The 19874-nt window shown below is 66.2% G+C and carries 19 protein-coding genes; 10 read left to right on the forward strand and 9 right to left on the reverse strand.

Annotation, left to right across the window (positions count from 1 at the left end):
- The first annotated feature begins 2 nt into the window (after window positions 1-2).
- On the forward strand, window positions 3-1208 hold the full coding sequence (locus AC1ROX_RS21975; protein ID WP_493129105.1) for a CaiB/BaiF CoA transferase family protein: 1206 nt from the start codon (window positions 3-5) through the stop codon (window positions 1206-1208).
- On the opposite strand, the gene AC1ROX_RS21980 is transcribed toward AC1ROX_RS21975, so the two are convergent.
- Entirely contained in the window at window positions 1192-1719 is a 528-nt protein-coding gene (locus AC1ROX_RS21980; RefSeq protein WP_493129107.1) for a P-loop NTPase family protein, read from the reverse strand. The genes AC1ROX_RS21975 and AC1ROX_RS21980 overlap by 17 nt on opposite strands.
- A gap of 109 nt (window positions 1720-1828) precedes the next feature.
- Here AC1ROX_RS21980 and AC1ROX_RS21985 point away from each other — a divergent pair, with 109 nt between their 5' ends.
- From AC1ROX_RS21985 to AC1ROX_RS21995, 3 genes are all read left to right on the forward strand, one after another.
- Complete coding sequence (locus tag AC1ROX_RS21985; protein WP_493129109.1) at window positions 1829-2497, forward strand: aspartate/glutamate racemase family protein; 669 nt, start codon at window positions 1829-1831, stop codon at window positions 2495-2497.
- A gap of 18 nt (window positions 2498-2515) precedes the next feature.
- Entirely contained in the window at window positions 2516-3304 is a 789-nt protein-coding gene (locus tag AC1ROX_RS21990) for an NYN domain-containing protein (protein ID WP_493129111.1), read from the forward strand.
- A 155-nt stretch (window positions 3305-3459) separates the two neighbouring features.
- A complete protein-coding gene (locus AC1ROX_RS21995) occupies window positions 3460-4461 on the forward strand; it encodes a fatty acid desaturase (protein ID WP_493129307.1) in 1002 nt (333 codons plus the stop codon).
- On the opposite strand, the gene AC1ROX_RS22000 is transcribed toward AC1ROX_RS21995, so the two are convergent.
- The 4 genes from AC1ROX_RS22000 to AC1ROX_RS22015 all read right to left on the reverse strand — a co-directional run bounded on the left by AC1ROX_RS22000 (window position 4450) and on the right by AC1ROX_RS22015 (window position 9129).
- Window positions 4450-6405 carry an adenylate/guanylate cyclase domain-containing protein gene (locus tag AC1ROX_RS22000; RefSeq protein ID WP_493129113.1) on the reverse strand — a complete coding sequence of 652 codons (1956 nt, stop codon included), beginning with the start codon at window positions 6403-6405 and terminating at the stop codon, window positions 4450-4452. The two genes, AC1ROX_RS21995 and AC1ROX_RS22000, sit on opposite strands and share 12 nt — an antisense overlap.
- 25 nt (window positions 6406-6430) lie before the next feature.
- Window positions 6431-7054 (reverse strand): MSMEG_1061 family FMN-dependent PPOX-type flavoprotein, encoded by a 624-nt coding sequence (locus AC1ROX_RS22005; protein ID WP_493129115.1) that lies wholly within the window; start codon window positions 7052-7054, stop codon window positions 6431-6433.
- Window positions 7055-7153: 99 nt separating this feature from the next.
- A complete protein-coding gene (locus AC1ROX_RS22010; protein WP_493129117.1) occupies window positions 7154-8209 on the reverse strand; it encodes an LLM class flavin-dependent oxidoreductase in 1056 nt (351 codons plus the stop codon).
- Between the two features lie 17 nt (window positions 8210-8226).
- A complete protein-coding gene (locus AC1ROX_RS22015; protein WP_493129119.1) occupies window positions 8227-9129 on the reverse strand; it encodes a transcriptional regulator GcvA in 903 nt (300 codons plus the stop codon).
- A gap of 116 nt (window positions 9130-9245) precedes the next feature.
- Between AC1ROX_RS22015 and AC1ROX_RS22020 the strand changes: the two genes are divergently transcribed.
- From AC1ROX_RS22020 to AC1ROX_RS22040, 5 genes are all read left to right on the forward strand, one after another.
- Window positions 9246-9449, forward strand: a complete 204-nt coding sequence (locus AC1ROX_RS22020) for a DUF1127 domain-containing protein (protein WP_493129121.1) — start codon at window positions 9246-9248, stop codon at window positions 9447-9449.
- A 140-nt stretch (window positions 9450-9589) separates the two neighbouring features.
- On the forward strand, window positions 9590-10807 hold the full coding sequence (locus tag AC1ROX_RS22025; RefSeq protein WP_493129123.1) for a tetratricopeptide repeat protein: 1218 nt from the start codon (window positions 9590-9592) through the stop codon (window positions 10805-10807).
- 47 nt (window positions 10808-10854) lie between these two features.
- A complete protein-coding gene (gene leuC / locus AC1ROX_RS22030; RefSeq protein WP_493129125.1) occupies window positions 10855-12252 on the forward strand; it encodes a 3-isopropylmalate dehydratase large subunit in 1398 nt (465 codons plus the stop codon).
- A 13-nt stretch (window positions 12253-12265) separates the two neighbouring features.
- Window positions 12266-12883 (forward strand): 3-isopropylmalate dehydratase small subunit, encoded by a 618-nt coding sequence (gene leuD, locus AC1ROX_RS22035; protein ID WP_493129127.1) that lies wholly within the window; start codon window positions 12266-12268, stop codon window positions 12881-12883.
- 4 nt (window positions 12884-12887) lie between these two features.
- A complete protein-coding gene (locus AC1ROX_RS22040) occupies window positions 12888-13751 on the forward strand; it encodes an EamA family transporter (protein ID WP_493129129.1) in 864 nt (287 codons plus the stop codon).
- Here the strand turns inward: AC1ROX_RS22040 and AC1ROX_RS22045 are convergent.
- The gene (locus AC1ROX_RS22045) at window positions 13724-14233 is read right to left on the reverse strand and encodes an Lrp/AsnC family transcriptional regulator (protein WP_493129131.1); all 510 of its coding nucleotides are present in this window, start codon (window positions 14231-14233) and stop codon (window positions 13724-13726) included. The two genes, AC1ROX_RS22040 and AC1ROX_RS22045, sit on opposite strands and share 28 nt — an antisense overlap.
- 132 nt (window positions 14234-14365) lie before the next feature.
- Here AC1ROX_RS22045 and ald point away from each other — a divergent pair, with 132 nt between their 5' ends.
- A complete protein-coding gene (gene ald / locus AC1ROX_RS22050) occupies window positions 14366-15481 on the forward strand; it encodes an alanine dehydrogenase (RefSeq protein ID WP_493129133.1) in 1116 nt (371 codons plus the stop codon).
- A gap of 82 nt (window positions 15482-15563) precedes the next feature.
- Here ald and AC1ROX_RS22055 read toward each other — a convergent pair whose 3' ends face one another.
- The 3 genes from AC1ROX_RS22055 to AC1ROX_RS22065 all read right to left on the reverse strand — a co-directional run bounded on the left by AC1ROX_RS22055 (window position 15564) and on the right by AC1ROX_RS22065 (window position 19720).
- Complete coding sequence (locus AC1ROX_RS22055) at window positions 15564-16844, reverse strand: ArgE/DapE family deacylase (protein WP_493108763.1); 1281 nt, start codon at window positions 16842-16844, stop codon at window positions 15564-15566.
- Between the two features lie 23 nt (window positions 16845-16867).
- Entirely contained in the window at window positions 16868-18448 is a 1581-nt protein-coding gene (locus AC1ROX_RS22060; protein WP_493129135.1) for a DHA2 family efflux MFS transporter permease subunit, read from the reverse strand.
- Between the two features lie 93 nt (window positions 18449-18541).
- Window positions 18542-19720 (reverse strand): HlyD family secretion protein, encoded by a 1179-nt coding sequence (locus tag AC1ROX_RS22065; protein ID WP_493129137.1) that lies wholly within the window; start codon window positions 19718-19720, stop codon window positions 18542-18544.
- Between the last annotated feature and the right edge of the window lie 154 nt (window positions 19721-19874).

Genomic DNA, 19874 nt, shown 5'->3' on the forward strand with positions numbered 1-19874 from the left:
AAGTGACCACGATCAAGGGCGCCTTCGACGGCATTACCGTACTCGATTTCACGCAGGGCATTGCGGGGCCGCATGCCTCCATGCTGCTCGCGCTGCATGGCGCCGACGTCATCAAGATCGAGCCGCCGGAAGGCGACTGGGGCCGCGCGCTGGGCGAGCTGAAGGGCGACCATTGCGCCCATTCCGTCGCCTTCAACCGCGGCAAGCGCTCGATCGCGCTGGACCTCAAGTCGGCCGACGGCGTCGACGTCGTGAAGAAGCTCGCGGCCAAGGCGCATGTCGTGATGGAGAGTTTCCGTCCCGGCGTCATCTCGCGGCTGGGCTTCGGCTACGAGGACGTCAAGAAGGTCAATCCGAACGTCGTCTACTGCTCGGTCTCGGGCTTCGGCCAGACCGGCCCCTACAGCAAGCGCCCGACCGTCGACGGCCTGATCCAGGCGTTCAGCGGCATGATGGTGATGAACAAGATGCCCGACGGCACACCGTGGCGTCAGGGCATGATCGCCGTCGACGTCACGACCGGCCTCTACACCTTCCAGGCACTGTCGACCGCGCTGATGCGCCAGTTCCGCTTCAACGAAGGCTGCTTCATCGATTCGAGCCTGATGCGCGCGGCTGCCGCCTTCCAGGGCGCCAAGCTGATGGAATGGGTGTTCTCCAAGGGCGCGCCGCCGGTGCTCTACATGCCGGCCGGCAGCTACAAGTCGGCGAACGGCTACATCATGGTGAGCGCCATGCGGCCGCACCATTTCCGCCTGCTGTTCGAGCTGATCGGCCGCCAGGACATCGCCGACGATCCCGACCTGCAGAGCCACGAGAACCGCATCAAGAACGCCGCCAAGATCATCAAGGCGCTGAACGAGACGATGCCGACCAAGACCACCGAGGAGTGGATCGCGATCCTGCAGCCCAAGGACGTGTTCTGCGAGCGGGTGAACAATTACTCCGACTATCTCGACCATCCGCACGTCAAGGAATCGGGCGCGATCGACTGGATCGAGCAGGACGGCTTCGGCCGCATGCCGGTCGCCAACATCGCAGGCCTGCCGCCGGCCTCGGAGCATGCGCCGCAGCAGCACGCGCCGCATATCGGCGAGGACGGGCCGGACATCCTGAGCGAGCTGGGCTACGGCGCCGCCGACATCGATGCGATGCTGGCGCGCGGCGGCGTGCGCGCGCCTTTGCCGGCGGTCAAGGCAGCGGATTAGCGGCGAAGCGTTCGATGTCGCGGCGGCTGCTGAGCCGCACGATCCTCTTCTCCCCAGCCAGCGCTTCGCATTCCTGCGCGAAGCGCTCGCGATTGCGGCGATGCGTCTTCAGCGCATAGAGCAGGATCGAATTGCGGCTGAGGAAGGCGTTGCCCAGCGTCTCGCGATTGCCGGTGCCCCACAGCTCCTCGGCCGTCACGGCGCGCTTCACCGTCCGTCGCAGTAGCCGTCCCATCACCACCGGCAGAGGCAGGTCGAGCCAGACCAGCGTGTCGGCCGGACGCCAGACGAGATCGCGCACCTGGCCGTAATTGCCGACGACGATCCAGCCATCACCGGCGGTCTCGCGCTCGACGCGATGACGGAACAGGTCGACGGGCGCCGGCTGCCAGTCGCGGCCCCAGAAGAGCGCATCGAGTTCGACGAGACGCAGGCCGGTGCGGTCGGCGAGGCGCTCGGCCAGCCAACTCTTGCCTGATCCCGTCGTTCCGAACACAGCCACCCGTCGCATGGACAAACTCTAGCCTCCGCGACAGTCGTTCTGCAGGGACGCTTTTCGCCACACCCCGATGTTGCCGCCCTCCTGTTGCCGCATCGCGACGGATCGAGGACAGTCGCCCATGCATATCGGACTAATTGCCGGCATCGGGCCGGCCGCCACAGACTTCTACTATCGTGGCTTGATCGAACGGCATGTCGCCGGCGGCCTCCCGCTCGACCTCACCATGGCGCATGCCGATGTGCGCGAGATGAGCCGCAACCTCGTCGGCAAGAACCCGAAGAAACAGGCTGAAATCTTCGCGGGCCTTGTCGGTCGCATGAAGGCGGCCGGCGCGCAGGCCGCCGCCATCACCTCGATGGGCGGCCATTTCTGCGTCAACGAACTGATCGCGATCTCGCCGCTGCCCATGCTCAATGCCATTCCCGCGGTCGACGCGGCGCTGGCAACGGGCAAGTTCAGGAAGATCGGAATCCTGGGAACCCGTACCGTCATGGAGTCGCATCTTTACGGCGGCATTCCTTCGGTTGAAATCGTGCCGACTGAAGGCGCCGCGCTCGATGTGGTCCATGACAACTATGTTGCGATGGCCACCATCGGGCAGGTCACCGAGGCGCAGCGGCAGGTCTTCTTCGAGGAAGGCCGCAAGCTCTGTGAACGCGGTGCCGAAGCGATCATGCTGGGCGGCACCGACCTGTTCCTCGCCTTCGCCGGACACGATCCCGGCTTTCCCGTCATCGATTGCGCCGATATCCATGTCGACGCGATCTACACCAAATCGGCCGCCTGAACGGCCGGGAGCTTCCAGATGGCCGACGACAACCGACCGCGCCGCTTTGCCGTCCTGATCGACGCCGACAACACCTCGCCGCGCATAACGGCAGGTTTGTTCGAGGAGATCGCCAAGTTCGGCGAGGCGAGCGTGCGGCGCATCTACGGCGACTTCTCGAGCACGCGCCTCAAGTCATGGGCCGAGATCCTGCAGAAGTACGCGATCGATCCCTACCAGCAGTTCGCCTACACCTCGGGCAAGAACGCCTCCGACATCGCACTGGTGATCGATGCGATGGACCTGCTGCACAGCCGCCGGTTCGACGGCTTCTGCCTCGTCTCCTCCGACAGCGATTTCACGCGCCTCGCCTCGCGCCTGCGCGAGGAAGGCGCCGACGTCTACGGCTTCGGCGCCCAGAAGACGCCCGAGAGCTTCCGGCAGGCCTGCCGCCGCTTCATCTACACCGAGAACCTGCTGCCCGAGGCCGCGGCGCCGGCGCCCGACGAGGGAACGGCGCCCAATGCCCTGCAGCCTGCGAGCGCGGCCATTCCGTTCCTGACGAGAGCGATCGCGCAGATGGAGACGGAAGATGGCTGGGTCGGCCTGGGCTCGGTCGGCCAGCGACTGGCCAACATTGCGTCCGACTTCGATCCACGCACCTACGGCTTCCGCAAGCTGAGCGACCTGATCCGCAAGACCGGCGCCTTCGACATGGAACAGCCCGACGGACGGACCGTGCGCATTCGCGCCAAGCCGGCTCCGTCCTCTCAGGGAAGCGGCACCGGACAGGGCCGGGGTCGCCGCCGGCGGTCGCCTTCGTCGTAACCACGGACGAATCGCCGCGCTGGGCTACTTCGCTGGTTGCTTTTGCCCCTGCCGCCGCCTAAGGCCGACGAGCGGTTTGCCGACGCCCGCCTCTTCTCACAAGGAAAATCACTCGTTTGAGCACCACTCCGGAAGCCGCCGGTCCGCGCGCGCACATGGTAAAAGCCGCCCGCGCCTGGACCCAGGTCCTGGCGCGCTATCGAGAGCCCAGCCACAGCCGCAGCATTTTCGAGATCGTCGTGACGATCGTGCCGCTGGTCGCCCTGTGGGCGCTGGCTTGGGCAACACTCGATATCGGCTACTGGCTGGCCCTGCCGCTCGCCTTGGCCGCCGGCGGATTCATGCTGCGGCTGTTCGCCATCCAGCACGATTGCGGGCACGGCGCCTTCTTTCGGCAGCGTTCGGCCAACGACTGGATCGGCCGCGTCGCCAGCGTGCTGACCTTGACGCCCTACGAAGTCTGGCGCCGCGTGCATGCGACCCACCATGCCAGCACGGGCAACCTCGACCGGCGCGGCCTCGGCGACGTCGACACGCTGACGGTCGAGGAGTATCGCGCGCGTTCGATGTGGGGCCGGCTGCGGTATCGCCTCTATCGCCATCCGCTGGTCATGTTCGGCCTCGGACCGGCCTACCTGTTCGTCCTTCAGCATCGCCTGCCGATCGGGCTGATGCGCAACGGCTGGCTGCCGTGGCTCAGCACGATGACCAACAACCTGGGGATCGTGCTGTTTGCCGGCCTCCTGATCTGGCTGGTCGGCCTGAAGGCCTTCCTGCTGGTCCACCTGCCGATCCTGCTGGTCGCCACATCGGTCGGCGTCTGGCTGTTCTTCGTTCAGCACCAGTTCGAGCACACGAAGTGGGACAACGATCCGGACTGGAACCTGCACGACGCCGCGCTGCACGGCAGCTCGCATTACGACCTGCCGGCCTTCCTGCGCTGGTTCACCGCCAATATCGGCATCCACCACGTGCACCATCTCAGCAGCCGCATCCCCTACTACCGGCTGCCGCAGGTGCTGCGCGATCATCCCGAATTGCGCGACGTGGGACGCCTGACCTTGTGGCAGAGCTTCCGCTGCGTACGCCTCGTCCTGTGGGACGAAACCCAGCGCCGCCTCGTGTCGTTTCGCGAGGCCCGCGCCTCAGCCGTCTGACGGGCAGCTTTTAAGCAAATTCGTCGCCGCCGGATCGCCCGGCGCCATCGCGAGGCTTTCCTCGAAATGGCGGCGTGCCGTGTTCGTGTCGTGGTGCAGCAGCGCCGTGACGCCCTGTAGCAGCGACTCGCGGGTCTTCAGCTTGGTTGCACGGACCTCCGGCGGATCGCGGTCGAACGCCTCGAACAGCACGACGGGCCGCGTCTTGCCGCGGACCACGACGACGTCGATCGGGCGGATCGCGTGAGCGCCGGGATCGGTCAGATGATCGTAGGTGTACTGCGTGAGCAGCATGGCGGTCCGGTAGACCTTGGTCAGGCTCTCGACGCGCGAGGCGAGGTTGACGGCATCGGAGATCACCGTGCCGTCCATGCGGTGCAGCTCGCCGATCGTGCCCATCATCAGCGAGCCGGTGTTGAGGCCGATGCCGATCCTGACCGGCGCCAGGCCTTCCGCCGTGCGCGACGCGTTGAAGCGATCGAGCGCCTCCATCATCGCGATGCCGGCCCGCACGCCGTCGTCGGCCTTTTCGAACAGGGCCATGATGGCGTCGCCGATATACTTGTCGATGAAGCCGCCATGCTCGCGGATCACCGGCCCGATATGCTCGAGATAGGAATTGATGAAGGCGAAGTTCTCGTCCGGCGTCATCGTCTCCGACAGGGTCGTGAAGTTCCTTATGTCGGAGAACATGATGGTCATGTGCTCGTGCTTGTTGTCGCCCAGCGCGACCGAGACGATGTTCGGCTTGCCGATCTTGGCCAGGAAGGCTTTTGGGACGAACCGCTCGATCGCCAGGTTGGTATCCCGCAGGTCGTTGATCCTCGACCGGACGGAATCGCGCATCGAGGCGAAGCTGCGGGCGAGATGGCCGATCTCGTCGCGCCGATCGGTGTTGGCGATCGCATGGTCGAGGTCGCCGCCGGCGATGGCGCCGGCCTCGCCGCGCAGGTTCAGCAGCGGATCGAGGATCTGTCGCTGCAGCAGGCGCGAGGCGAGCCAGAAGACGAGCGGCAGCATCAGGGCCAGCACGATCATCGAGCTCACGAAGACATGCTTGACGGCCTCGCGCGCCAGCTCCAGATCGTAGGTGACCTTGCGCACGCTGATCAGCGGCGTCGCATCCTTGGCGGTATCCGCCCTGTTGTAGCGACTGTAGACGGTGACGTGATGGCCGCCCGGGTCCTTCACCTCGCGGCGCCCCGTCTTCAAGACGTCGGCAGCCAACTCGGGATCAAGCTTCTGGCCGACCCGGATCAGGGACCATGTGCCCGACGTGTTGATCAGATAGATGTCGACGTCCATCACATAGGCGTTGGACTGGACGGCATCGGAAAAATAATCCTCGAAGAAGAACTGACTCATCCAGCCGAAGTCACTCTGCTTCAGCGTCGTGCGGACCTCCGTCGATGTCTCGATGATATAGTCCTTACCCGGCGGGCCGTAAAAGGTGTAGGTCCTGAGCTTGCCGGTCAGCGTCGACAGGTCGATGCCGTCGCTCATGACCTTGCCCTTGTCGAACACCGAATCAAGAAAGTCCGCGGAGCGGCCCTTCGGGAAAACGAGCCCGATGTCGGACACGAGGTTGCTCTGGAAGATCGTGTGAGCGCGGTTGAAGAAGTAGATATGCTCGACGCCGTGTTTCGCTGCCATGGCGTTCAGCTCGTCGAGCGTGAGATCGGCCGGCGGGCGACCGCTGCGCACCACATCCGCTTCGATCTCCGGCAACACCTTCGCCATAGCGGTGTTGTTGCGCTGGTTCTCGCTGCGCAGCATCGTCTCGAAGACGTCGAAGCGCTGGCTGAGGCTGGCCTCGATGCGGCGCAGCTCCTCGTCCTGCATTCCTGATACCAGGCGATACATGGCGAGCGACGCCACGATGGTCGCGCCGAAACTGACGGCCACCATCACCGTGAGAAGGAACAGACCGACCTTTCGTCTCATCGAAGGACCGGTCCCTTTTACCCGGTCAGCTATTCTGCCACAGCCGCGTCGTGTAGGCGCCCTCGACATTGGCGTCGATCTGGGCGGCGACGGCCTCGCTCTCGCCGATGCGCGGCGCGATGATCTTGCCGAACGAGATGCGGTTCGGCGCCGGCCAGGACTTGGGATCCCACAGCTTCGAGCGCACGATCGAGCGGGCGCAATGGAAGTAGCAATGCTTGATGTGGACGCGCGTCGCCAGCAGCGCGGGCTTGCCCAGCGAGCTCAGCGAAGCCAGCAGGTCGGCATCGTCGAAGATCTCCGCGGTGCCGGAAATGCGCAGCGTCTCGCCGGTCGCCGGCACCAGGGCGATGATGCCGATCTTGCCGGTGGCGATGATGTTGCTCAGCCCGAAGGCGAGGTTGTTGCCGATCCTTTCCGGGATAACCAGCGTCCTCGTATCCTCCATGCGGATGAAGCCCGGCTCGTCGCCCTTGGGCGATACTTCGATGGTGCCGTCCGCCGCCGTCGTGCCGACCAGGGCGAAGGGGCAGCGCTTCAGGAACTCGACCGACTGGTCGTCGAGCGCATCGAGAATCTTGACGTGAGCGGCCGGACGCGGCTCGGCAATGATGCGCCGCAGCTCTTCCTTCGTGCCGATGCGAGCCATAAGTCAAACTCCTTCAAGACGCGTTTCGCGGCACAATCCGCCACTTGCGAACGACTTGCAACCTTGAGTGCGGTGGGGATTCAACCCCCCGACCGCACGTCAGGCAAAGTGCGGTGCCACCTCGAGCATGAAGCGCTGCATCTGCTCCTTAACCATCGCATGCGGCTTCTGTCCGTAATTGAAATACAGGATCACCTCGGCGACGCCGGCCGCCTCGACCTGCTTTAGCGTATCGACGATATGCTGCGGGCTGCCGCACAGGATCGACTTGTCGGTGAGCTTCTCGGGCCGCATGTCGCGCAGGATGTTCACGATCTCGACGAAGTATTTGTAGGTCGGCGGTACCTTCTCGCCCGAGGAAGACGGGAAGGCCGCGATCAGCGCATCCTGGAAGTAGCGCACCAGCGCCTCCTTGCCGTAGCGCTCCTCCTCCGGGTTCGAGGCGATGTGCACGAAGTAGGAGCACATGGCGCGCCGCATCGGCCGCTTGAACCGGGTCTCGCAGGTCTCGCGATAGACCCGCACCGCGTCGGCCAGCGAGCCGTAGACCATGGCCGCCGCGAAGGGCGCATAGATCACGTTCCAGTCGTTCTTTGCGGCCAATTCCATCGACGGCCGCGAGAAGCAGGCCACATAGGGGCGCAACGGGCTCTGCGCCGGCTTCGGCCGTACCTCGACGTCGTTGAATTCGTAGAACCGGCCCTTGTGGGACCACTTGCCCGGCTCGGTCCAGGCGCGCCACACGATCTCCAGCCCCTCGGCGAACAGCTCGGCCGAGTCATCAAAGGGCATCTGGAACGGGTCGTATTCCTTGCGGTCGTAGCCGCGGCCGGCAGCGAGATCGACGCGGCCTCCCGACAGGAGATCGAGCGTCGCCCATTCCTCCGCGACATGCAGCGGATGATGCACCGGCAGCAGGGTGACCGCAGGCGCCAGCCGCAGCTTCGTCGTGGCACCGGCGAGCTGCGCCAGCATCGCGAGCGGCGAGGCGTTGACGCCTAAAAGGTTGAAATGATGCTCGCCGATCCAGGCCGAGTTCAGCCCGACCGTCTCCGCCCACAGCGCCTCGGCATAGATGTCCTTGATGAAGGACTCGGCCGAGCGCGGATTGTTCGGGTAGCGGTTGTCGGAGAGCGTGAAGTAGCCGAACTGCACGATCAGGACTCCAAGGTTCAGGCCGCCTGTTGCGCTACCTCCGAGAGCGACACGATCCAGTCGCGGAAGGCCTTGATCTTGCGCCGCCGGATCGCCTCGGGCGGATAGACGAGATAGTAGGCGAAGTCCGAGGAGCGCTTGAACTCGAAGGGCACGACCAGCCGGCCGGCCTTGAGGTCGGGTTCGACCAGCGGGTTGCGCCCCAGCGCCACGCCCAGCCCGTCCATCGCGGCCTGGTAGCCGGCAAGGGCGAAGTCGAAGGTGACACCGCGCGAGGCATCGACGCCCTTCACGCCGGCGGCAGTCAGCCAGACCTGCCAGTCGTCGGGAAAGCTGCCGATATGCAGCAGGGTGAAGCGCTTGAGGTCGGCCGGCTTCCTGAGGCCGTTCGGTCCCTTGACCAGCGACGGCGCGCAGACCGGCATCACGTCCTCGCTGACCAGCCGCTCGGCCATCAGGTTGGGCCATTGGCCGCGGCCGTAGCGGATGCCGATATCGACATCCTCGCGCGAGAAATCGACCAGCCCGGTGCCGGTCGAGATGCGCACGTCGATCTCGTTATTGGCGCGCTGGAAGCCACCCAGCCGCGGCACCAGCCACTTCATGGCGAAGGACGCGGTGGTGGTGACCGTGAGATGGCCACCGCGGTCTTTCTGCAGCAGCTTCTCGGTCGCCTCGTTCAGCTGGTCGAAGGCCGCACGTACCGAAGGGAGATAGGCCTGGCCGGCTTCCGAGAGCAGCAGCGAGCGATTGCGCCGCACGAACAATTTTAATCCGAGCCTTTGCTCCAGCCCGCGCACCTGATGGCTGATCGCGGCCTGCGTGACGCTCAATTCCTCCGCAGCATCGGTAAAGCTCATGTGGCGTGCCGCGGCCTCGAAGGCACGCAAGCCATTGAGCGGCGGCAGGGATCGTTTCATGGCGCGTCCTTCACATGAGTTATTTTAATCAAAACAGGACAAAGGGTCGTTTGTAAAGGGGGCCTCCGGAGCGCAAATCCCGCTCAACAGAGTTCAACCCCTTCGGGAGCAGTCCCATGGCCAACATATCGCTCCATTATTCCTCGCAGGCCCCGCTGGCCGGCACCTTCACCGCCTTCAGCCAGATTTTCGCCACGTGGCGCCAGCGCGCCAAGCAGCGCCGCGAGCTCGCCACCCTCGACTACCGCACGATGCGGGATCTGGGCATCAGCCCGACCGATGTCCAGTTCGAGGCGAATAAGCCCTTCTGGCGCGTCTGACATTCGAATCCGGAGCGGTTCCGTTTCCTACCCTGCGCGGAACCATCCCACTCCGGTACCTGGCCGGCGGTCGCTCCAGCCTCCCTTGCGACCGCCGGCTTTTTCTTTGCCTGCCGTGAAGGCTCTGTTAGAGCCGTCGCGTGCCACTCAACGACCAGCAGATCCAGACCCTCGGCCGTGACGCCCTGCAGCGCGCGGCGACGGGGGATTTCGCGTCGGCCGAGGAGATGTTCGCCCGCATCGTCGAGGCGCGACCCAACATGGGCCAGGCGCTTCACCTGCTCGGCCAGGTCCGGCTGAAGCTCGGCCGCTTCGCCGAGGCGCGCGAGCCGCTGGAGCGGGCCGCACAGTTCCTGCCGCGCGAAGTCGCGGCGCAGACCAATCTTGCCGGCTGCCTCATCCAGCTCGCCCAGTACGAGCCGGCGCTGGTGGCGCTGGCCAAGGCGGCGCGGCTGAAGCCGGACGACGCCGTCATCTCGCTCAATACCGGCCGTGCCCTCGAAGCGCTGGGCCGGACCGAGGAAGCCGAGCGCGCCTACGACCTCGCTCTGTCGATCGACCACCGGCTGTTGCCGGCCCTCAGCGCCCGCGCCGACCTGCTGGCCGCGCGCGGCGAATGGGCGGGCGCCCTCACCGATCTCGAAACGGCCCTGGTCAGCAAACCCAACGATCCGCATCTCAGGCTGCGCCGCGGCGAGCTGATGCTGCGCCAGGGCGACTGGTGGCGCGGTCTCGGCGACTACGAGGCGAGGCTGGAGATCCCGGGCGAGCGCTACACGCCCGACCTCCCGCGCTGGCAGGGCGAGGCCCTGGATGGAAGGCTGCTGCTCTATCCCGAGCAGGCCGACATCGAAAGCGACGCCGCAATGCGCGACACGCTGATGCTGGCGCGCGGTGTCGACACCACCGTGCAATGCAGCGCCACCCTCGCCGATTGGCTCGAGGGTCCGACCGTGCGCCGCGGCGAGCCGCTCGACGGTTTCGTCGCCGCCGCCCCGCTGCGCAGCCTGCCGCTTCTCCTGAACTGGTCGCGTGAAGCGCTGCCGCCGCCGGCGAAGCTGCGACGCACGCCGGAGCCTTCGTCACGCATTGGCTGGTTCACCGCCGCGGAGCCCCCAGCCAATCTCGACCTCGTGCGCACGCCCGTGGAGATCGCGTCCTGCCGCCTCGTCGTGGGCGACGACAACTGGTCCACTCATGCTGCCGCTTCGCTCGGAATTCAGACGCTGATCCTGCTGCCGCGTACCGCAGACTGGCTCTGGGGTCCGAGCCTCGGAATATCGCCCTGGTATGCGTCTGCCGAATTGCTGCGCGACGATGATCGCGAGGGGCTGGCGGCGCGGCTCGCCGAGTGCTGATATCCGCGTCCGGCAAATAACAACCTCAACACCCAAAGGCCAAACCCATGGGCAAGACCCTGTTCGACAAGATCTGGGACAGCCACGTCATCACCGATCTCGGCAACGGGTTCGTGCTCCTGCACATCGACCGGTTGCTGCTGCACGACATGTCGGGCGGCAAGGCGCTGAAGGAAGCCATCGAGAAGGGCTATCCCCCGATCCAGCCGCGCCTGACCTACGGCACGCCCGACCACACCATGTCGACCAAGCCCGGCCGCGACGAGTTCACCCATCCGCCGGGCCTGCCGCTGATCAAGTCGATGCGCGAGACGACCAGCGCCTATGGCATCAAGCTGTTCGATCTCGGTCAGGACGGACAGGGCATCGTGCACGTCATGGGGCCTGAGCAGGGGCTGACGCTCCCCGGCACGACCTTGGTCTGCGGTGACAGCCACACCTCGACGCACGGCGGCTTCGGTGCGCTGGCCTTCGGCATCGGCTCCTCCGAGCTGGTGCATGTGATCGCGACGCAGACGATGGTGCAGCGCAAGCCCAAGCGCATGCGCGCCAGCTTCGAGGGCAAACTGATGCCGGGCGTCACGGCCAAGGACATGATCCTCCACCTGATCGGCGAACTCGGCACCGCCGCCGGCACCGGTTTCTCGGTCGAGTATGCCGGCTCGGGCGTGCGCGCCCTGCCGGCCGAGGCGCGGCTCACACTCTGCAACCTCACCATCGAGATGGGCGCGCGCACCGGCATGGTGGCGCCCGACGACACGACCTACGAATATCTCAACGGCCGCGACTATGCGCCCAAGGGAGCGATGTGGGACCGCGCCGTCGCGCACTGGCGCACCCTGCCGACCGATCCCGACGCCGAGTTCGATCGCGAGCACACGGTCGACATGAAGAACGTGGCGCCGCAGATCACCTGGGGCACCAGCCCCGAGCATGTCATCGCCGTCGACCGCGCCATCCCCGATCCCAGCAAGGGACCGGAGGAGAAGCGCGGCGCCTGGGAAGCCGCGCTGAAGTACCAGGGCCTGGAGCCCGGCAAGCCGATCGAGGGCACGCAGGTCGACTGGGTGTTCATCGGCTCCTGCACCAACTCCCGCATCTCCGACCTGCGCGCCGCCGCCGAGATCGTGAAGGGCCGCCACAAGGCCGACCACGTCACCGCCTGGGTCGTGCCCGGCTCCGTGCGCATCAAGGCCGAGGCGGAAGCCGAGGGCCTCGACCGCGTGTTCACCGACGCGGGTTTCGAATGGCGCGAGCCCGGCTGCTCGATGTGCCTCGCCTCCAACGGCGAGCGGGTGCCGCCCGGCAAGCGCAGCGTCTCGACCTCCAACCGCAACTTCGTCGGCCGCCAGGGCCCCGGCGCGCGCACCCATCTCGCCAGCCCGGCCATGGCCGCGGCCGCCGCGATCAAGGGCGCCATCGCCGATGTTAGAAAGATTGGGTGAGGAAGATCTGATCATGGACAAGTTCACCAAGGTGACCGGCGTCGCCACCCCGCTGATGCGCCAGAACGTCGATACCGACCTGATCATCCGCATCGAGCGGCTGGTCGACAACGTGACGCGCGACGGGCTCGGGCCCTACGCCTTCGAGCAGATCCGCTTCAAGCCCGACGGCAGCGAGGACCCGGACTGCATCTTCAACCAGACACCCTATCGCGACGCGCCGATCATCCTCAGCCGTGAGAATTTCGGCTGCGGCTCGAGCCGCGAGGGCGCGGTGTGGGCGCTGAAGGGCATGGGAATCAAGGCGGTGATCGCCCCCTACTTCGGCGACATCTTCAACAACAACTGCTTCCAGAACGGCCTCTTGCCGGTGGCGCTGCCGATCCACGAGATCGAGCAGCTCGCCGACGAGATGAAGGCCTCGCCCGGCAATGCCCGCATCACCGTCGACCTCGAGAACTGCGAGGTGATCTCGCCGACCGGTCGCACCATTCCGTTCCAGGTCGACGCGCGCCGCCAGCACGCCATGCTGAACGGGCTCGACGACATCGCGCTCACCATGTCGCGCCGCGACGAGATCGAGGCATGGCAGGCATCGGACAAGACTGCGCGTCCGTGGGTCTGGCTGTAGCCGCTTGAGCCCGCTGCATCTCGCAGCGGCCCTCCTCATCGTGGCGATGTGGGGGCTGAACTTCACGGTCATCCGGTTCGGCCTCGACGAGTTCACGCCCTTCGCCTTCGCGGCCTGGCGCTTCCTGCTGGCCGCGCTGCCTGCCTTGTTCGTGCCGAAGCCTGCCGTCTCCTGGACGGTACTGGCCGGCATCGGCGCGCTGATGTTCGGCGGCCAGTTCGTCTTCCTGTTCTTCGCCATGGGCGCAGGCCTGCCGCCCGGCCTCACCTCCGTGCTCGTGCAACTCCAAGGTCCGCTCACCGTCGTGCTGGCGGCCCTGTTCCTGCGCGAGCATGCCACGCGCGGCCAGTGGCTCGGCCTTGCCGTCGCGACGGCCGGCGTCGTGCTGCTGGCGCGCTCGATCTCGGACGACACGCCGCTGATGGCGCTCTTCCTCGCGCTGATGTCGGCCTTCACCTGGGCGCTGGGCAACCTGGTCTTTCGTTCGGCGCGCGGCGTCTCGATGTTCGCGGTGACGGTGTGGGCCAGCGTCCTGCCGCCCATCCCGCTGGCGCTGGCGTCGCTCGTGCTCGACGGGCCGGCGGCGCTGGCCGCGCCGATCCTCGCACCGACCTGGCGCGGCTGGTTCGTGCTCTTCTACACGGTCGTTCCGGTGATGTGGCTGGGCTACCTGATCTGGGGCACGCTGCTGCGCACCTATCCCGCCGCCAAGGTCGGACCCATCAGCCTGCTGGTGCCCTGCGCCGCGCTGGCGATCTCCGGCGTCCTGACGGGCGAGCCGCTGGAGGGGATGCGCATGGTCGCCGTCGCCGTCGTGCTGGGCGGCGTGGCGCTGGGCGTCTACGCCTCGGCGCGCCGCCTGCGCTGAGCCCCACGCGCCGTCTTGCCGAACACCGAGGGTGGCACCGCGCGGTTCACGACCTCGCGCAGCGCGAAGCTCGATTCCAGCCGCGCGACCCTCGGCAGGCGCGAGAGCTCGGTGCGATGGATACGCTCGAAATCCTCGATGTCGCGCGCCAGCACGATGACGACATAGTCGTCGCTGCCCGACATCAGGAAGCAACGCACCACCGAGGGACAATCGAGGACGCCCGCCTCGAAAGCCTTCAACGCCTCGTCGCTCTGACTCTCAAGGGTGATCCGCACCACCACCGTGGTGGCGAGCCCGAAGCGGCCAAGATCGAGCACGGCCTGGTAGCTGCGGATGAGGCCCTGCTCCTCCAGCACGCGCTGCCGCCGTGCCACCGCCGTGCTCGACAGGCCCACCCGCGTCGCCAGCTCGATCTGACTCACGCGGGCATTCTCCGTCAGCTCCGACAGGATGGTGGCGTCGATCTTGTCGATATCCATGTTTGGATTCCTGCGCGATTGGGCCCTCTAGCGTAGAGTTCCGGCGCGATCGACACAATTCGTCTCCAGAATGCCGGGAAACGAACCCGCTTTCCTTGGTTTGATGATCTCCTGAGGAACCTGGAGAATCCCATGCGCGTCGGTGTGCCGAAGGAGATCAAGACCCACGAATATCGCGTCGGTCTGACACCGGGCGCGGTCCGCGAATACGTCCATGCCGGCCACGAGGTCGTGGTCGAAACCGGCGCGGGTTCAGGCATCAGCGCCAGCGACGAAGTCTATCGCGCGGCCGGCGCGCGCATCGCCAACACCGCCGCCGAGATTTTCGCGACCGCCGACATGATCGTGAAGGTGAAGGAGCCGCAGCCCGGCGAATGGGTCCAGCTTCGGCCCGGCCAGATCCTGTTCACCTATCTCCATCTCGCCGCCGATCCCGAGCAGGCCAAGGGCCTGATCGCGTCGGGCTGCACCGCCATCGCCTACGAGACCGTAACCGACGCGCGCGGCGGCCTGCCGCTGCTGGCGCCGATGAGCGAGGTGGCGGGACGCCTCTCGATCGAGGCGGCGGGTGGCGCCCTGCAGCGCCATCGCGGCGGCCGCGGCCTGCTGCTGGGCGGCGTGCCGGGCGTGCAACCCGCCCATGTAGTCGTGCTGGGCGGCGGAGTCGTGGGCACGCATGCCGCGCGCATGGCCGCCGGTCTCGGCGCCAGCGTCACCGTTCTCGACCGTTCGCTGCCGCGCCTGCGCGAACTCGACGAGCTGTTCGAGGGCCGTGTCCGCACGCGCTACTCGACCCTCGCCGCCGTCGAGCAGGAAGTCTTCTCGGCCGACGCCGTGATCGGCGCCGTGCTGGTGCCCGGCGCCAGCGCGCCCAAGCTCGTGACCCGGGCGATGCTGAAATCGATGAAGCCCGGCTCGGTGATCGTCGACGTCGCCATCGACCAGGGCGGCTGCTTCGAGACCTCGCACGCCACGACGCACGCCCAGCCGACCTACGAGGTCGACGGCGTCATCCATTATTGCGTCGCCAACATGCCGGGCGCCGTGCCGCTGACCTCGAGCGAGGCGCTGAACAACGCCACGCTCCCCTTCGGCCTCGCGGTCGCCGCCAAGGGCCTCGCCGCCGTCGCTGAGAACCCGCACCTGCGCGCCGGCCTCAACATCCATCGCGGCCGCTTCACGCATAAAGCCGCCGCCGAAAGCCTCGGCCTGCCCTACGCGCCCGCGGAGCAGGCGATCGCGGCGTAATCGCTCTTCCCGTCCTATTTCTTTCTTATCGTCCTCTCCGCCCACGCAGTGGGGGAGAGGACACATGAGGCGGTGAGGCCGATCAGACCTTCTCGAGCCCACACCATTCGGAGATGAACAGCGCCGTCGACTGGGTGATCTTGCGGATCGATTCGATGTTCACCCTCTCGTCGAAGCCGTGGACGTCGTCCGACTGCGGCCCGTAGACCAGTGCCGGCAGGCCGGCATAGAGGCCGAAGAAGCGGGCGTCGGTTGTGCCGGTGGTGCGGCGGTCGTCGAGTTCGGCGCCGAACACCGTCTTGTGTGCATCCGCCAGCAGTTCGCGCACATGCTCGTGGTTCTTGAGCACATAGGGCTCGGCCTGGAAGCCTTCCCACGTCACTGTCGGCAGGTTGTTGCCGAGGAAGGGATCGTTGGCCGCGGCGGTGCGGATCGTGTCCTCGACCTCCTGCCGGCATTCCTTGAGGGTCTGCGTCGGCAGCACGCCCACGCGCATGTCGAAGGTGCACCAAGACGGAACCGAGCTCGCCCAGTCGCCGCCGGCGATCTTGCCGACGTTGAAGTTCACCGGATGGTGATGGTCGCAGTAATGCTTGTCGTGGACCTTGAGCGCGTTCCACTTCTTCTCGAGCTCACGCAACTGCTGGATCAGGCGATAGGCCGATTCGATCGCGTTCGAGCCGGCATCGGCCTTGTAGACGTGCACGGGATGGCCGGTGACCTTGACCTGGAACCACATGACGCCGACCTGCGAGACGGTGAGCGTGCAGCCCGACGGTTCGGGGATCAGCGCAGCCTCGGCGCGATAGCCGCGCTGCAGGCAGGCGAGTGCGCCGTTGCCGGTGCACTCCTCCTCGACCACCGACTGCTGGTAGACGTCCGCCGCCGGCATATAGCCCAGTGCGCGCAGGGCACGCAGCGCGAAGACGTTCAGGATCAGACCGGCCTTCATGTCGCCCGAGCCGCGACCGTACATCCAGCCGTCCTTGACGTAGGCGTCGTAGGGATTGCGCGCCCACATCTCGTGCGGACCCTCGGGCACCACGTCGATATGGCCGTTGAGGATCAGCGACCGGCCCTTCGGGTTCGACGGCCGCCAGGCGCCGACCACGTTCCAGGCATCGTCATAGTCCAGCGAGTGCGGCGAGTAGCCCGGCAGATGCTTCAGGTCGTCGATCTTGATCTGCCAGCGGTCGACGCCAAGCCCGTCTTCCTTGAACAGGCGGGCCATCATGTCCTGCGCCGGCGCTTCCTGGAACCGGGTCGAAGGGATCCGCACCAGGTCGGCCAGCACCTTGAGCTGGTCGTCGAACTGGCGGTCGACCTCGTCCATGATCTTCGTCTTCACCGCAGAATCGATCATCGCAAAACCCCTCGTACGAACCTTTACTTCCAGGCGCGTGCGCGCCGTTGCGAGCGTGACAGCAGGGCGGCCGGAAACAGGGCCAGAAGCGCCACCACGCCCACGACGATGAACGTATCGGAAAACGCCATCATCTGCGCGTTGCTTTGCAACATCGTGGCCAAATACTCGAGGGCGCCGGCCTTCTGCTGCTGGAACGGCAGGCCACTCTTCTGCATCAGGTGCTCGACCTGGGTCAGCATGCGGTCGGTGGTGCGATTGCCCCAGTCCTGCGTCGCCGTCAGCGCATCGGCGTGGAAGCGGGTGCGGATCTCGAAGAAAGCGACCATCAGGTTGATGCCGAAGGCGCCGCCCAGCTGGCGCATGAAGTTCGCGACGCCGGAGCCCTGGCGCACCTTGTCGGCCGGCAGCGCCTTCAACGAGGAGGCGTTGAGGCTGGGATTGATGAAGCCGAGGCCCAGCCGCGAAACCATGACCATGCAGACCAGGGTCCAGAAGGTCGTGTCGATGTCGGCGGTCGTCATCCAGGCGAAGCCCGCGGCGAACAGGACCAGCCCGCCGATGATCATGGTCGAGGCCGGCATGGCGTCGGACAGGCGTCCGGCCAGCGGGAAGATGAAGGCCAGCATGATGCCGGCCGGCATCATCATCAGCCCGGCCAGCAAGGGCGTGAAACCGATGATGGTCTGCACGAAGACCGGGATGATGTAGGTCGAGCCCATCATGCCGGCGCCGAAGATGAAGGCGATGAGGGCCGCGGCCGAGAACTCGACATTGCCGAAGATGCGCACGTCGAGCAGCGCCCGCGGCGTATGGAGCTCCCAGAGGATGAAGCCGACCGTGGCGCCGGCGCCGAGGAGCAGCCGGAATACGATGGCGTCCGAGCTCCAGCCCTCGCGCTGACCGTCGGCAATGCCGGTCATCAGGCCCAGCAGCGCCGTGCAGAGCAGCGCGAAGCCCAGCCAGTCGAAGGGCGGGATGACCTTGGGAATCGGCCGAGTCGGCATGAAGATCATGCCCAGGACGGCGGCGACGACGCAGAAGGGCAGCGAGATGAAGAAGACGTAGCGCCAGGAGAAGTATTCGATCATCAGCCCGCCCAGGGTCGGCCCGATGGCCGGCGCAAAGACGACGCCGAGCCCAAACACGCCCATCGCCATGCCGCGGCGCTCGGGCGGGAAGACGGTGAAGATCGTGGCCATGACCAGCGGCTGGGCGACACCGGCGCTGAAACCCTGCAGGACGCGAGCGAAGATCAACGCGTCCTCGGTCGGCGCCGTACCGCCCATCAGCGCGCCCACCGAGAAGAAGAACAGTGCGCCCACAAAGGTGCGGCGCTCGCCCAGGATGCCGCTCAGCCAGGCGTTGATCAGCATGCCGGCGGTCATGGTTGCCATGTAGGCCGACGACATCCACTGCGCCTTGTCCTGGCCGATGCCGAAGGCGCCCATGACGTCAGGCACCGCGACGTTGACCGTGGTCATGGCGAGCACCATCGACACGACGCCCATCATGCCCGTGACGGTGACCAGCCAGCGATAGGAGGGACCGTAGCGCTCGGTGAGCGCGGCGGCCGTCTGCAGCGGAACAGCCGCGGTCGTCATGCTGCCGGGGGCGCGCCACTCCAGTGGCGCGTCATAACTCGTGGGAAGCGAAGATCGCGCCACTGGAGTGGCGCGCCCCCAGCATTCATGACGTCAGCGGATATCAATTTCGACTTCGACCATCATGCCGGGCGTGAGCGGCTTCGGCATCTGGACCATGTCGATCTTCACCGGCACGCGCTGCGTGATCTTGGTGAAGTTGCCCGAGGGATTGGGCGTCGGCAGGAGCGCGAAGCGGGCCGTCGTGGCGCTGCCGATGCGGCCCACCTTGCCGACGAACGTGTCGTTGGGATAGGCGTCGACCGAGACACGCACCATCTGGCCAAGCTTGAGCTTGCCGACCTGCGTTTCCTTGATGTTGGCCTCGACCCAGACCTCGTCCGGATTGTGCAGCAGCAGAATGCGCTGGCCCGATGCCACATACTCGCCCGGCAAAGTGAAGGTGCGGTCGATCACGGCCGGGATCGGGCTCTTGATCGTGCGATCCTCGACATCGACCTGCTGCTGATGGAGTTGCGCGGCCAGCACGGCGACCTGATGGGTCAGCGCCTCGATCTGCGCATCGATGACGCCCAGCCGGTCATGGCCGACCTTCGCTTCGGCCAGGCTGCCTTCGGCCTGCTCATGCTCGGCCTGGAGCTGCAGGATCTGGATCTCGAGCTTGGTCACCGCCGCCTGCGCCATCTGGAGCTGCCGCTCGTTGATGACTTTGCTGGCGAACAGCGTGCGGCCACGTTCCAGTTCCAGCTTGGCGAAATCGAGATCGGAGCGCAGGGCACCCAGCGCCTTCTCGCGGACCGTGATGATCGAGGTGCGCGTGCGCATCGCCGCGTCGGCCTGGTTCTGGTCGAGCTTGCGCTCGGCGCGCAGCCGCGCCCGCTCCACCCGCACGCCCTCGATCTGCGCGCGCAAACCATCGACCCGCAGCTTCGCCGTCCGATCGTCGATCTTGACCAGGGTCTGGCCCACCTCGACCCGCTGGCCCTCGCGCACCGCGAGATCGACGATCCAGCCGTCAGCGCGGCTCGACACCGTCACGATGTCGGCGGTCACCCGGGCATCGTATTCGTAGACGTGCGTCAGGCGCAGATGGAGTTCGCGCCCGCCATAGGCCAGGGCGATCAGCAATCCGATGCCGATGACGAGGAAGCGCGGACGCAGCAGGACACGAACGAGGCCGGATGTGCGACTGAGGCGCCCACGCGGCACCACGCCGATGGCCGGAGATTCAGGCGGCGTTTTCAGGGCGGCCGGCGGCACCGATTGATCCAAGACTATCCTGCTGTTCTCAACCGTGGGTTCGGCTGTATGTCGGCGTGACGAAAGCGCCGTTTGGTACTGTCATCAAAAAAGAATACGGCCGAAACAATCGGCGGGCCATCGATCTTCGCAGCAGCCGATGCTTTCCTGCAGCGCGCCGAACGCA

Source organism: Reyranella sp. GW821-FHT14A01, from assembly GCF_058803965.1.